Origin of the sequence: Jonesia denitrificans DSM 20603, assembly GCF_000024065.1 — a bacterium.
GTDB lineage: Bacteria > Actinomycetota > Actinomycetes > Actinomycetales > Cellulomonadaceae > Jonesia > Jonesia denitrificans.
This window is the reverse complement of record NC_013174.1, coordinates 140,157-153,296: the sequence shown is the minus strand read 5'-3', so window position 1 is coordinate 153,296 and position 13,140 is coordinate 140,157. Positions and strand designations below refer to the sequence as shown.

Below are 13,140 nucleotides of genomic sequence, written 5' to 3'. Positions count from 1 at the left end.
GCGGTTGCTGAGCTCAGTGTGTGCTGCGTGATACCGCCGAGCTACCCTCAACCTGGGGAACTGTGAACGTCCAGCCGGCAGCGCGCAGGCGTGGGATGAGTTCGGCGACTGCGTCCACAGTGTTGCTGCGCTCTCCACCGCCGTCATGCAGCAGGATGATGGAGCCGGGTGTGACTGTGAGTAGCCGGTCGAGGAGGGTTGGGACCCCCGGTGGGTCCCAGTCCTCGACAACGAGGTTCCACTCTAAAGGGATCATGCCTAGTGTTGTGGCTACGTCGATTGTGTCACCCCAGTTGCCGTAGGGGGCACGGTAGAACGGGACCGTGGCGCCGGGGGCAGCAGTGTGGATGGCGTGGAGGGTGGCGGTGAGGTCGGCGTGGACCTGTTCGCGGGTCATGGTGGAAAGGTCATCGTGTTTCCACGAGTGGTTTCCTAACAGGTGGCCCGCATCAACGATGCGCACCACCCGGTCGGGGTGGGCAACTACCTGTTCACCGACAAGGCAGAACACAGCCGGGACCTGGTGGTGGGCGAGAACGTCAAGGAGTCGGTCGGTATCCGGTGGGTTCGGTCCGTCATCAAAGGTGAGGACCACTGTTGGTGCACCACTGGGTGAGGGGACACATCGACGTGGGGTCACAGTGGCGGTAGTGTCACGTGTCATCCCGGTACGGTACCACGGCCGTTGCGGCGTCTTTGTGGGCCGTTGAGACTACTCAGTGGCGCGCGGCTCGTCAGCGACTTTGATGTGGAGGTTGTAGTTTCGACCATCTACCTCACTAATTGTGACCACCGAGTCGAGTACGGTGGGGTCTTCAGCGAACGTGATCACACAGTCGACTTGTTCGTCGTTGACGAGCTTGACGCGTTCTTCCCCACAGTCCAGCAGTGGTTCTAACCCGATGTTGTATTCCTGCATGAGGAGGTTACTTGCTGTTTGGGCAATGTCCTCTGGGGCAACAGTGAGGTAGGCCTGAGCTTTCATGGAGCATGCTCCGAGTGTGAAAGCGGTGGAGAGGAGAAGAGTTGACGTGATCAGACGTCGTGTACGCACCAGAGTGTCCTTACTTCGTGTGGGCGCCTTGCCGCAGGTGACGCGGGACGTGACCGTGTGACAGTGCTTGTTGTGGGAGTCGTTCTTCACCCTACGGGTTGTTCGGTGGAGGGTCGGGGTTTTCCACAGGTGACAGGGACCCCTCCCCACGGCTTACCCGTGGGGTTGAACAGTCAGGTCGGCGTGCATGAGCCGGAATGTGTCCCAGTAGTCGGCTGTTTGGTCGCCGGCGCACGTCGCAGTGAGTTGGATGATGTCGACTGCGTGCGGGTGGGAGACCTCAACGAGTGTGATCATTTGTGCGATGGTGATGGTTCCGTGATGCCGGTAGGCGTATTCGATGTGGTACGCCGGGAACCCGTCCACTGTTGTCTCTGTCCGGCCGCGTTCAGCGTAGTCGGGTAGTTGGGTGGCTCGCTGGTCAAGTTCTGTGCGTTGGTTGTGCAGAGCGCCCGTGGCTGCTCGCCGCACTGTGCCAATGATGTTGGGTGTGAAGCCTTGTGGTGGGGTGTGGGGGCGGGCAGCAAACTGTGTCCCCATGGTGGGGTCGGGTTGCCACGTCTCTGGGATGGGAACGGTGAATCCGGTGAGCGCGGGAAATTCTGTACTGGGGTAGCGAATGCTCGGCATGCTGTCCTTTCTCGTGTGTGGTTTGTTGAGTTGGATTTGTCGATGTGGTGTGACCGTCTTAGTCGAACCAGTTGCGGGGGTCGATATTGTCGCCGAGGTCAGCGATGACTTCTTTGGGGTCAATGTCAATGGAAAGGTCAAGGCCAACACCAAGCCCAATTGCCGCACCGAGTTCCAGGTCCAGGGCGACCCGGTCGAGGGTGATCGCAGCATCAAATTCTGCGTTCACTCCGGCGCCAGCGTACCCGGTGAGACCAACACCGACCTCACCCCCGGACACACCGAGTTGCGCGCCAAGGCTGGCTTCGGCTCCAACCATTGCGTCACCTTGGAGGGCCAGTGACGCCCCATCTTTACCGATGCTGGCTTCTGCTTTCGCTTCTGCCCGCGCCCCTGCGGTGGCGGATGCTGTGCCGCCCAGTGACAACACACCGTAGTTGATGGAACCGGCTGCGTCAGCGGTGACACCGACTGTTGCGGATGCGTGGGTGCTGGCCACAAGGTTGCCGTCACTCATGTTGACGCCCGCACCAGCGGTCGCCATCACCCCCGCCTGGTAGCTTGCCTCTCCAGAACCGTTCCACCCGGCGTTGTTTCCAAATGATCCGCTCGCTGAGTCTTGGTGGCCTTTTAGCCAGTGGTGTGTGGTGTTCATCCCGGTCACGCCTACGCTGAAAGGTCCACCTGGTTTGGGGTCCTTCTCCGGTGATGCTGGGTCGTGTGGGATGGAATGGTGATAGGTGGTGTTTGAACGGGAGTGGTCGTTGGTCCATGTCGGACGATCGAGGTCAAACATGGGTGCGCTGTGTGGGCCGTCAGTGGAGGTCGTGTGCTGCCATCGGGGCGCAGCTTCGCAGATGAGCAGGGTGTTGAATTGCCCGGTGATGGCGGCTGCTGCGTTCTCGTATGCTCGGGCCCAGTAAGCCACCTCGGCGGAGAATTCTGTGGCGAGCGCAGGGGTGACGGGGATGTGGCTTTCGGCCTCTAGCCGCCGTAAGTGTTCCAGTGGTGTGCGGGCCTCGGTGATGTAGGTCGTCAGTTTGGAGGCAAGGTCGTTGAGAGCGGTGACGGTGTCTGCTGCTCGGCGGGTCCGTTGCTGCATGTGCCCTGTGCTGGTTAAGGTTTGGACCGCTGCACCGGTCATGACATGGGGTACGCCGTGCCAGTGGTTGTCGAGTTCAGCGATATGGTGTTCGATGCGTTGGGCTGTTGTGCGGACGGCGTCCCGTAGTTGTTCTGCTGCCGTGAGCGTGTAGGTGGCGTAAGGGACTGTGGTCATTGGTGCGAGGGGGTGGACCACATGATGGTGGCCCTGGTCATGGAGGTGATGTTCGGCATCACCCTGTGAGCAGGATTGCTGTAGGCGCGAAAGTCGTCACTCATCCAGGTGTCGGCGGTGACGATAGCGCCTTGGGCTTCCTCGAGGATGGTGATTCCGTCGGTGATGATGTCAATGGTGGTGGCCATAGCGCTTGCCTGGGAGGTGAGGACGTCTGCGACGTAGCTGGCAACGTTCGGGTCACTGATGGACTGGGCAGTGTGCGCTTGGTTGGTCAGGCTCGATGCTCCACGAACTGAGGTGGTGGTCAGGTCACTGGTGAGGGCACGTGCGTGGCTGACGAAAGCACGGAATGCGGGCAGGTTCAGGGTGTAGTCGGTGGTCATGGTGGTCACAGTCACCCGCGGCGGGCAAGTGCACTGAGGCGGGAGCAGGTGAGTTGTGTGGTGTCGTGGGCGCTCATCACGGCGTCTTTGAGTGCGTGGATTGTGGCGAGTACGTCGTTGGCGCGGGCGGTCCACTGTTGTTCGTGTGCCTGGTAGTGCTCTGACACCCCGGTGGCTTCATAGTGTGCCATCGCTGCGGCGACATCACGTTGTCGTTGGGTGATGAGGTGTTCCAGTGCGGCCGCGGCGTGTGTCATGGCGCTGTGTGTGTCATTGAATGCTGTGCGTGACGCGCTGATCACGGTGGTCATCAGTGCCCCCTTTCCCTGTGCTGTAGCGCATGCCCTGATGTTGTTGAGCCTAAAGGGCTGATAGGGGGTACAAGGAGTTATCCACAGGTCGCAGGTGGCCGGTGACAGTAGTGACTTCGCTCGGTTTTCATGCGCGCGGTTCGAGGAACCCTTGGCGGCATGTCCGGGTGGCGATGAGTCCTGCTGCTAGGAGCACGACTGCAAGGGTGGAGGTGAACGGGTGAACGGTGAGAAGAACGTTCCACCAGTAGGGCGTTGTGTTTGGGGCGTATCCGAACATGAAGGGAATGGTGAGCATGATGAGAGGGAGAATCCACATTTTCACGCTTGTGAATGCGGCAGCACTCAGAATACAGATTCCCTGGTAGAACACGGTTGCCCACCATAGTTGAGCGGTGATCTCAGGAAGCACATCAACTGACGCGAACCTGTGCATTGCCCAGGCGGCACCGAGCAGGTAGACCCATTGGGTGAGGACAACGGCGGCAAGCAGAATGGTGCGGTGTTGTGCAAGGCGCGGGGTGGCGACCTGTTCCATGTCGGGGGTGCTGCTGTGGCTGAGTAGTGCTGCTGTGGCCCCGAGGACACCTGGAATCAAGAAGGTCATGGGGGTGTCCAACGCAAGGTTGAGGCTGGCTATTGCGTAGGGTGCATCGGCGTACCGGCACAACACGATGACGAGGATAGCGGCAAACAACAGTGGGATGAGCGGCCGCCTGGTCAGGAGGAATGTGCGCACAGGGCGTGCAGGTGGTCCTTGTGTGGTCACGCTGTGGAGGCTTCCAGCAGGGTGAGGTAGTGCGCTTCGAGGGTGGTCAGTGAGCGGTCATTGGGGTCGGGGGCGAGAACGTCGGGGGCCCCGTTGTAGGTGATTCTCCCGTTGTTCATCACAAGGAGGTGGTCGGCGGACGCCATGACATCTTCTATGAGGTGGGTGGAGATGATGATGGTTGATGCGGTGAGGGTTGTGAGGTAGGCGCGGAACTCAGCACGTTGTGCCGGGTCGAGTCCAGCGGTGGGTTCGTCAAGGAGGATGAATCGAGGGTTCCCAGCGGTCGCGGCGGCGATAGCGGCTCGTTGGCGCATTCCCCCGGAGAGTTTGCCGATGCGCGTTCTGGCTGAGTCTGTGAGGTTGACCGCGGTGATGGCGTCGTGTGCGTACCGGGCAATGTCTGCTGTGGGGATAGTGCGCATCCACAGGCAGTATTCCACGTAGTCGCGCACGGTGAGGGTTGGGTCGGCGGTGACGTGTTGTGGAAGATACCCCAGTTGGGAACGCACCGCTGCCAGGTTCACCCTTCCGGTTGTTGGGGTTCCGAAGACAGTGATGGTCCCTGATCTCGGGGGGAGTATGGTGGCGAGGGTGCGGATCAGTGTTGTCTTCCCTGCCCCGTTGGGTCCGAGTAGCCCAATGATTCGGGCTGGTGGGATCTCGCAGGTGAGGTTGTCAATCACGGTTGTTCGCCGGTAGCCCTGAGTCAGGTGGGACAGGGTGATTGCGGGGTCTGTTGTGTGGGTGGTGTGGTCTGTCATGAGGTTGTGAACGCTTCCACATCTAGTTCGCAGGTGGTGACGTAAGAGCGCAGTGCGTGAACCAGTGATGCGCGTTGTTCCTCTTCACTGAGGTTCGCCATGTGTTGTCCGATGCGTGCTCGTTCTTGGTCAATCTCGAGTGAGTCGCTGGAGAACCCTGAGTAGTCAATGTCTCCGTAAACGTAGTTTGTTGCCAGATCGAACAGAAGCATATGCACTTCTTCGTGACCGGCTGGTGGGCTAGCCAGGCCACATACCCAGTTGTTCTCATGCGACGCTGTGATGAATTGCGCGGCAGGCCAGCTTGGAAGTGACGCCCCGAAAGTAGCGATCTCCACGGGCTTCCCGTGAAGATCAGCCGTGGGTAGACCTGGTTGTGCATAGGAGAACGCGGGAAGTTCATCTCCAAGATCTACGGATAGCGCCCGAGCTCTCGCTGTTTGCGCGGCAAGGGAATCAAGGCGGTATTCGTCGGAGGTCCAGACACAGAACTCGTCGACGCCTACTTGGCGACACATTCTGTCGGCGACTGTTCCGGAGCGAACAGCGCTCGTGGGGTCGTACGAACCTGTGACCGCGATGAGGACAAGAATACCCACGAGGACAACGGCTGCTGAAGATTTGACGGCCGCTGTACGGTCCTCGGTACCCACGAACCGCGACGACAGGACCACGCCTGCCGTCGCAGCTGTGAGCATAAGCGCTAGTGACACGTATGCCTGAGGGTCAAAGATGCTCCATGTGTCGATTTCCCCAGGTGCGTAAATAATGTACATTCCTCCATACAGCGCGATGACAAATGACACCAGCGGCGCGATGAGTTTCTGCGACATAAGGCGCGCAACGAGTGTTCCCAAGAGCACAAGGAGGACCAAGTACAGCACGGTGTAATAGGTCAGGCTCAGGTCCAGGTATCCGCGGGCGTCCGCCAGCTTTGCTGCTCCAAAAACCACAACAGCAGTGGCAAGGAATGGCACCACCGCAAGGACAATAACGTCAATCAACGAGCCCATCAGGCGCATGCCTGTGCCATGCCGTGGAGATGCCGCGGACACCGCGTAGCGTTCCGCTCCATCGCGACGGTGCACTCGTACGGTCGCGAGTGCGCTAACTACTCCTCCAAGCCAGAGCAACGGAAGCCAAAATACCGCGCTCACCGCGTTGTAGGAATGCAACCAATCATTGCGGAATAACACGATAAACGTCAGAAAAGTCAGAGTGACGGTTACCAACGCCACAGCATTGTGGCGCCGCCACACCAAGAACTTCACAACAACAAGCCCTTTCGGCATCACAACGGTTAACCTGCACAATCCATCATGATGTGCACTGCCTGTGAGCCTACTGTCTCCCTTTGCGCAGGTCAAAAGTGTCTGTGCTACGTGACTCGCCCACCAGGCCACACCACGCAGCGCCTCGTGGCCGTACGCTACCGGTACAGGGGCGCAAGGGAACCAGCCCAGAACACCAGTGCAACAAGGGCGAGAGTGACACCCAGCACAGCCCAGTCTTTGCCCGTGAATCGTAAGTACGCCAAACGAATCTGCCGGCCACGACCGTCAACCGTCGCGTACGTGAACCCGCGCGCCTCCAACGACTCAACTGTTGTCCGCACCGACTTCGCGGTGTTCAGGAAAATCGGGTAAAACGTGAGAACCGCGAGTCGGCACCACTGGGCGAGAACACGCCACCCCAGCAGTCCTTTCTTTGCCACAGGTGCTGACCGTAACCGGTAGTTCTCAAACACAGTGGAGAACTGTTCAATGAGGATCGGCAACATCCGGTACCCATACGACACCCCAAACGTCACCATGTGGGGCATACGAAACGCAAGCATCGCATCGGAAAGCTTTTCCGGATCCAAGGACACAAACGCAGCCATCGACGCCAGCGACACTGCACCCAGTTTCAATGTGAGCTCGGCCAGCGCGATCACGGTATTGAGGTCCCCTCCGAAGAGCCACGCCGCGATGAACACGTAGACCGTTTCGATCCCAAGCCCAATGATGAACAAACCCAACAGGAGAGGGCCAACTCGGGCAATCGCGACGGACACGCACCCCAAGAGGAAAAGGCCAGCAAGTGTCGTGAGGTTGTGGGTAAACCACGGGACGATGGCAAGGACGAGATACCAGATGACAACCATGCGGGGGTCAAGGGTGGAGAACAGGCCACCTCGGGTGGCGTAAGCGGTACGGATGAGTTCAAGTTTGACCCATTCAACGGAAAGTACGTCGTGATGGCGGCGCATGTCAGTGTCCTTGGGGTGGGGTCGTTGCTGGCGTGGTGGGGTGCGTTGCAGTAGGCAGTGTGCCGTAAAAAGCGGCATACAACTCAGAGACGCTTAACGGGATTGGGTGGACACCGAGTGCGGCACCCATAGTGACAATGTCAGGTGGGGTGATGCGCGCTCGGGTGAGAATGTCCGGGTTGGCGAACAAGTCGCGTGGGTGACAGTCAGCAATGATGGTGCCGTTGTTGAGGACAAGAACCCGGTTAGCCCATTCGGCAACGAGTTGCATGTCGTGGGTGGCAACGACAGTGGCGTGGATGGAATCGGCAAGTTCAGTGAGCATGTGGGTGACGTCGTGGCGTGACCCGACATCAAGAGATGAGGTGGGCTCATCAAGGAGAAGAACAGTGGGACGCATAGCAAGGCCAATAGCAAGTGTGGCGCGGCGTTGTTGCCCACCGGAAAGGGTGCGACCGTCGCGGTGAGCGACGTCGCGGAGGCGCACCCGGTCCAGGATGCGGTTGACGAGCTTCTCCGTGTCAGGGTGTTTGCGTTGAGTGGGAAATAGGGCAACGTCGTCGGCGACGCTCCCGGTCAGGAGCATGAGTTCGGGATGTTGGTACAGGTAAGCAGCGTAACTGGCGTGGTGGGGTGCCGATTTGCTGCGAGTGTTGGTGTCCCCGAGTCTCACGGTCCCTTCTCTCGGGACGATAATCCCAGCGAGGAGGCGCATAAGAGTAGATTTTCCGGCTCCGTTTCCACCAACGAGGGCGATGCGGTCCCCCTGGTGGATGTCAACGCTCACGTCACGAAGAACGGGGTTGATTGTCCCAGACACTGATGTGTACCCGTGGGTGACGTTGATGGCTCGTGCGACGGTGTCTCCACTTCCGGCAGTGGTCGCTGAGTCGGTGAGGTGGGCGATGCCCGGCCATTGCGGGTCGACGGTGAGGTGAGCGTCCCGTATCATGTCGATGGCGGCGTCAGCGGTGCGGGGGGTTCCCGTTAAGCCGAGGGCCTGGACGGTGGCGATGGGTTGAGGGGCGGGTATCCCTTGGGCGGCGAGGTCGTCGGTTTTAGTGATTGCTTCATCGATGGGCAGATGCCACAGAGGGGCGCCTTGCGCCATGAGGACAACCGAGGTGGCGTACCGGGCAACGAACTCCATGTGGTGCTCGATGGTGATGATGGTCAGGCCCAATTCCCGGTTGAGTGTGGCAAGACGTTCATAAATGATCGCGGCGCGTTCCGGGTCGAGTTCAGCGACGGGTTCATCGACGATGAGGACCTGGGGGCGTTGCGCAAGAACCGATGCGAGGGCTGTCAGGTGGGCTTGCCCACCTGACAGCTGCCACACGAAGGAGTGCGCAAGCTCGGCGATACCTAAGGCGTTGAGCGCATCGGTTGTTCGTTCTTCGTGGTCGTCGTGCCCGTAGTTCACTGGGCCGAAGGACACTTCGTCACGGACGGTGGGGCGCACAAGCTGGTTGGAGAAGTCTTGATAGACGTATCCCACATGTGCGGACAGTTCCGCGACAGAGGACGTCCACGTGTCAACGCCGTTGACGTGGACGGCCCCCGCAAATTCCCCGTTCCAGTAGTGCGGGATGAGCCCATTGAATGTTTTACACAGTGTGGTTTTCGCGGACCCATTTCCACCGATGACGGCAACAAAGTCACCTTCGTTGATGGTGAGGTTGACGTTGCGCAACGTGTCTGTTGACGCACCGGGGTAGCGAAACGACAGGTCAGTGACAGTAATCAAAGGGCGAGGCACAGGACATCCCGACTGGAGAGGTACATGGACTGCCACCGTGTGGGTGGCGGACGGTGAGAAAGGAAGGGTTACTGAGCGGTGGGGTGGGAACGGTCGCGTTGGGCGCGGGCTCGTTGGGCGCGGGACACGGCCCACACCACAATCAGCAAGACGGCGATTCCGGCGACCGACACCCACAAGAACGCGTCCCCGTACTGGTCGCGGAAATCTGCGTCCACCACCCCGACTTCCACGTCCCATGCTTCAAGGAACGCGAAGAAGAAGGACGCCACCGACAGTGCCACTGCGGAGATAACAAACCACACGTTCTGCACGCCGCCTGGAACGGGTTCACCGGGGAGTCGTGGGCGCATTCCAAGCAAGGGCTCAATTTTTCCGTGTAGTGCGGGGATCAGCCACATTGCAGGGATGGCGCCGAAGAGGATCCCGGAGATGATGATGTCCACACCGAATCCGATTCCTTCGAGGAGGAGGATCGACTGAGGTAGCCCTTCGACAAACTCGGCGTCTTCAACACCGATCCACACCTTGGACATGTCCACTGCTGCGGACAAGAACTTGTCAATGACGACAACGGTGATCGCTGCGACCCAAATGTGTGGTTTTGAACGGGGGTTACGGAGCAGGGTCCCAGCGATATACAGGGCGAGGAACATCTGGATGATGCCTTCAATTTCGGCTAACCCAGAAAAATCTCCCATGAGGAGGTCGGTGAAAATCACTTCCCCGATAGGTGCTCCTAGCGCAGCCCAGAAAGGGTTAAATAAGGCGACCATCACCAGGGGAACGAACACAAAGTAGGCGACTGAAATATCGACTGGACCAATTGAAATGTCAGGAATGATCTCCAAAATGACATTGGATAATCCGAACAACGACATCGACAACACAAAAACCATGAGCTTCTGAGACGTCGTCAGTTCCAACGCGTCACCCAACTCACCACGTAACTGACCGCGGCGTTCATCAACACTTGTCATCTTGCCCTCCCAGGCATTTACACGTGAATAGCAGGAACATCAGGGCGACCAAGGATGGTCATAGCGTCCAAGACGCCACGGGGTGAATCCACAATGTGCGTGGCTAACCCCGAGTTCAATGCCTCCTCAAGGAGGTGATCAGGGGTTGCTCCACCGCGCATCACCACGCGGTTGGCCACCCCCACACTGCGCGCAACAACCGCATCGTTTTCTGGTTTGTCCCCCACAAACCAGCTGGTCGCCGGGTCAGCGTTCACTACTGCAACCGCATGCTCAAGGATTCGGGCGTCTGGTTTACGCACTCCAACTTCGTCTGAGCACACGTACGCGGCAATGAACTGATCAATGCCAATCGCCGCGCACTCAGCGCGCACTGCAACCCCACTGACCGTGTTCGACACCACGACAACCGGCACCTGCGCGCTGTGGCATGCGGCAACCAGGTCATGAATCCCCGGGCGCTGAGTGCGCCGTGACTTCGCACGCCCATACGCTGCCATGAGAGCGACTGCTTCCGTGCGCAGGAGCGCACGCTCCTGGTCGCTGAGCGGACCACCAAAGAGGTCCACCCAAAACTCACGTGCAGTGATCTCACGTAACGGCTGACCGGTGGCATCAAACTCCCACCGGCGTTGCGCTTTCCAGTCTTTGTGGGCGGCCCGAGCAGAGGTGAGAAGGTGACGCACCTCGTCCACAGAGACCGCACGTCCCGCCCGAGATAGCAGCTGCGCCACCTGGGACATGAACGGAGTGAGTAACGTGTCATCACTGTGAGACGTGGAAATGACTCCGCCGTGGTCAAGGAACAACACGGGCCGTTCCCGCTTCCCGTCGTTGTCGCTTTGGCTTGAGGGAACTGCGGGCGGGGTAACAGTTCTGGTCAACGCCTCTGCGAACAGGGGAACCAGGTCAGCCGGTTCAGCAACGATCGCGTCTGGCGCATCGGCAACTGCAAATGGCGGGTTCGCCGTGTGCTGGGAGGTGGTGAGGAAAACTGCCCCAACTCCAGCCCTACGGCCGGTGACGACGTCTCGGTCCATCGTGTCCCCGACGTACCAGCATTCGTGCGGGTCCACACCAGCAGCGGCGGCACCCAGCTCAATCATTTCGGGGTTGGGTTTACGGATCCCTACTTCATCGGAATAGATCTGCGCGGTGATGAGGTGGTCGAGCCCGTGGGCGCGCAAGAGTCGGCGGTGGTTGTCTCCTGAGTGGGCGTTGGACACGATGACGACGGGGATGTCATGTTCGCGCGCCACCGCTAGGAGGTCGAAGATTCCGGTGCGCACCGTGTGGTGGGACATGACCGAGTTGATGTCGTGCAGCACTCGCCGCGCTTCTGTGGCGAGTGTGTGCCGGTGAGCGTCGGGTAGGTCGGAGGTGAGGAAATCCATGACGATCTCGCGGTGGCTGAGTTCTTTGGGGTGGCGACGCCGCGAGGAGGCGTGCTTCCAGTGTTTGAGTGCCGTGTGGCCAGCGCTGATCGATGCGCTGAGGGCTTCACGGTTTACCTCGTGTCCCGCTCGGGCGAGAATCGCGGCGAGTCGGTTGGTTGCTTCGCTGGGTCCGGCAGGATTTTTTGTGGTGAGGAAGACAACGCCGCCGAAATCGAGGAGGAGCGCGCGTGGGCGGGGCAGTGAGAGGGTCACAGGTAACTTCTTTCTTGTGGTGATCTGCCTCTGACGCTACTGACGGCACATGACGTGTGATGGGCAGCACGGTGAACAGATGTGGAACGTTCCATAAAATCGGCGTTGGAACGTTCCATACCCGTGATTCAGGCAAAGCCGTGCTACAAATAAACACGTGACTCGCCGCAAACCCACGATCATTGACGTCGCGGAACACGCCGGCGTATCCAAATCTCTTGTGTCCCTGGCCCTGCGCGGTTCCACCGGCGTCAAAACCGAAACACGCCAACACATCCTTACCGTTGCCCAGGCACTGGGCTACCGTTCCAACACGTGGGCGCGTAACCTCGCCCAAGGACGCTCCGGAATGATCGGGGTCCTCCTCAACGACATCGCATCCGCCTACCACACGGACATCGCCCAGGGAATAGACGCCGCAGCCTCCACCGTGGGGCTCACCGCGATCCTCAGCCACGGGCACCGCGACGAAGAAACCCTCACCGCCCGCCTTGACCACATGCAAGACCTGGGCGCAGATGGCATCATCGTGGTCTCCGCCGCACTCAACCCCGACCACCTTGCCGCAGCGGCAACCCGCACCCCCATCGTTGTCGTTGGACGTCCCGCCACCGTCCCCGACACGGTGGGGAGCGTGTGGAACAACGACGAACTCGGCGCACGCCTCGCCGTGGAACACCTAGCCGGGTTGGGGCACACCCGTATCGCCCACCTGTCAGGGTCACCACGTCCCGCGTCACGAGCGCGACTCGCGTCGTTTCACACCACGATGACAGAGCTGGCTCTTGCGGAACCGCATCAGGTATTTCATGGTGCTCACGCGCTTATTCATGCCATGACTGATGTGGCCACAGCCCGCACCGCCCCCACTGCCGTGTTCGCGTCCAACGATCGACGTGCGGCAAAGCTTCATGCGGCGGCACTTGACGCAGGGCTGCGGATTCCTGACGATCTGGCCATTGTGGGGTACGACAACACTGAGCTTGCCACCCTCCTTCGCCCCCAATTGACATCTGTGGACCAGCCGCGTCGTGACATGGGGCAACGCGCCCTGCACACCTTGGTGGACATGATGGGTGGGCAACCGCCACGCCGTGACGTGGTGGAGCCGCGGCTGATCGCGCGCGGTTCCACACTGCCGGGAACCAACACGCCACCAGCCACACGGACGACACCGTAGCTGCGGGCACCCACCGTTACGTTTCCCACACCACACACTTTTCTTACGTCAACCCCCGACTGGTTCTCGTGCGTTCGCTGGGGTCGGGCGTAGGGTGAGAAGTGAACCCTCACAAAGGACAGCCCGCC

At 59.9% G+C, this 13,140-nt stretch carries 14 protein-coding genes; 1 reads left to right on the top strand and 13 read right to left on the bottom strand.

What is annotated here, in order from left to right; all coding sequences use genetic code 11:
- Positions 1-13: 13 nt before the first annotated feature.
- The 13 genes from JDEN_RS00710 to JDEN_RS00650 all read right to left on the bottom strand — a co-directional run bounded on the left by JDEN_RS00710 (position 14) and on the right by JDEN_RS00650 (position 11,832).
- Positions 14-664: a polysaccharide deacetylase family protein gene (locus tag JDEN_RS00710; protein ID WP_012805921.1), complete on the bottom strand. Its 651-nt coding sequence runs from the start codon at positions 662-664 to the stop codon at positions 14-16.
- Between the two features lie 48 nt (positions 665-712).
- A complete protein-coding gene (locus JDEN_RS00705) occupies positions 713-1,054 on the bottom strand; it encodes a hypothetical protein (RefSeq protein WP_049754380.1) in 342 nt (113 codons plus the stop codon).
- A gap of 153 nt (positions 1,055-1,207) precedes the next feature.
- Positions 1,208-1,684, bottom strand: a complete 477-nt coding sequence (locus JDEN_RS00700; protein WP_012805919.1) for an LpqN/LpqT family lipoprotein — start codon at positions 1,682-1,684, stop codon at positions 1,208-1,210.
- A gap of 58 nt (positions 1,685-1,742) precedes the next feature.
- A complete protein-coding gene (locus tag JDEN_RS13750) occupies positions 1,743-2,963 on the bottom strand; it encodes a hypothetical protein (protein ID WP_012805918.1) in 1,221 nt (406 codons plus the stop codon).
- The gene (locus JDEN_RS00690) at positions 2,960-3,349 is read right to left on the bottom strand and encodes a hypothetical protein (protein WP_012805917.1); all 390 of its coding nucleotides are present in this window, start codon (positions 3,347-3,349) and stop codon (positions 2,960-2,962) included. The genes JDEN_RS13750 and JDEN_RS00690 overlap by 4 nt, the downstream gene beginning before the upstream one ends.
- 11 nt (positions 3,350-3,360) lie before the next feature.
- Complete coding sequence (locus JDEN_RS00685; RefSeq protein WP_012805916.1) at positions 3,361-3,660, bottom strand: hypothetical protein; 300 nt, start codon at positions 3,658-3,660, stop codon at positions 3,361-3,363.
- A gap of 127 nt (positions 3,661-3,787) precedes the next feature.
- Positions 3,788-4,429, bottom strand: coding sequence for a hypothetical protein (locus tag JDEN_RS00680; protein WP_012805915.1), 642 nt, complete (start codon positions 4,427-4,429; stop codon positions 3,788-3,790).
- Positions 4,426-5,193, bottom strand: a complete 768-nt coding sequence (locus JDEN_RS00675) for an ABC transporter ATP-binding protein (RefSeq protein WP_012805914.1) — start codon at positions 5,191-5,193, stop codon at positions 4,426-4,428. Before JDEN_RS00675 ends, JDEN_RS00680 begins: the two co-directional genes overlap by 4 nt.
- On the bottom strand, positions 5,190-6,485 hold the full coding sequence (locus tag JDEN_RS00670) for a hypothetical protein (protein WP_012805913.1): 1,296 nt from the start codon (positions 6,483-6,485) through the stop codon (positions 5,190-5,192). Before JDEN_RS00670 ends, JDEN_RS00675 begins: the two co-directional genes overlap by 4 nt.
- A 137-nt stretch (positions 6,486-6,622) precedes the next feature.
- On the bottom strand, positions 6,623-7,444 hold the full coding sequence (locus JDEN_RS00665; protein ID WP_012805912.1) for an energy-coupling factor transporter transmembrane component T family protein: 822 nt from the start codon (positions 7,442-7,444) through the stop codon (positions 6,623-6,625).
- A gap of 1 nt (position 7,445) precedes the next feature.
- Entirely contained in the window at positions 7,446-9,203 is a 1,758-nt protein-coding gene (locus JDEN_RS00660; protein WP_012805911.1) for an ABC transporter ATP-binding protein, read from the bottom strand.
- Between the two features lie 68 nt (positions 9,204-9,271).
- Positions 9,272-10,183 carry a hypothetical protein gene (locus JDEN_RS00655; protein ID WP_012805910.1) on the bottom strand — a complete coding sequence of 304 codons (912 nt, stop codon included), beginning with the start codon at positions 10,181-10,183 and terminating at the stop codon, positions 9,272-9,274.
- Between the two features lie 17 nt (positions 10,184-10,200).
- Positions 10,201-11,832: an HAD family hydrolase gene (locus JDEN_RS00650; protein ID WP_012805909.1), complete on the bottom strand. Its 1,632-nt coding sequence runs from the start codon at positions 11,830-11,832 to the stop codon at positions 10,201-10,203.
- 157 nt (positions 11,833-11,989) lie between these two features.
- Between JDEN_RS00650 and JDEN_RS00645 the strand changes: the two genes are divergently transcribed.
- Complete coding sequence (locus tag JDEN_RS00645; protein ID WP_012805908.1) at positions 11,990-13,012, top strand: LacI family DNA-binding transcriptional regulator; 1,023 nt, start codon at positions 11,990-11,992, stop codon at positions 13,010-13,012.
- The last annotated feature ends 128 nt before the right edge of the window (positions 13,013-13,140 follow it).

What these genes read in the sequence shown, in the direction of transcription:
- JDEN_RS00710 (WP_012805921.1), bottom strand. Translation starts at nt 664, where the DNA reads ATGACACGTGACACTACCGCCACTGTGACCCCACGTCGATGTGTCCCC.
- JDEN_RS00700 (WP_012805919.1), bottom strand. Translation starts at nt 1,684, where the DNA reads ATGCCGAGCATTCGCTACCCCAGTACAGAATTTCCCGCGCTCACCGGA.
- JDEN_RS13750 (WP_012805918.1), bottom strand. Translation starts at nt 2,963, where the DNA reads ATGACCACAGTCCCTTACGCCACCTACACGCTCACGGCAGCAGAACAA.
- JDEN_RS00690 (WP_012805917.1), bottom strand. Translation starts at nt 3,349, where the DNA reads ATGACCACCGACTACACCCTGAACCTGCCCGCATTCCGTGCTTTCGTC.
- JDEN_RS00685 (WP_012805916.1), bottom strand. Translation starts at nt 3,660, where the DNA reads ATGACCACCGTGATCAGCGCGTCACGCACAGCATTCAATGACACACAC.
- JDEN_RS00675 (WP_012805914.1), bottom strand. Translation starts at nt 5,193, where the DNA reads ATGACAGACCACACCACCCACACAACAGACCCCGCAATCACCCTGTCC.
- JDEN_RS00670 (WP_012805913.1), bottom strand. Translation starts at nt 6,485, where the DNA reads ATGCCGAAAGGGCTTGTTGTTGTGAAGTTCTTGGTGTGGCGGCGCCAC.
- JDEN_RS00665 (WP_012805912.1), bottom strand. Translation starts at nt 7,444, where the DNA reads ATGCGCCGCCATCACGACGTACTTTCCGTTGAATGGGTCAAACTTGAA.
- JDEN_RS00655 (WP_012805910.1), bottom strand. Translation starts at nt 10,183, where the DNA reads ATGACAAGTGTTGATGAACGCCGCGGTCAGTTACGTGGTGAGTTGGGT.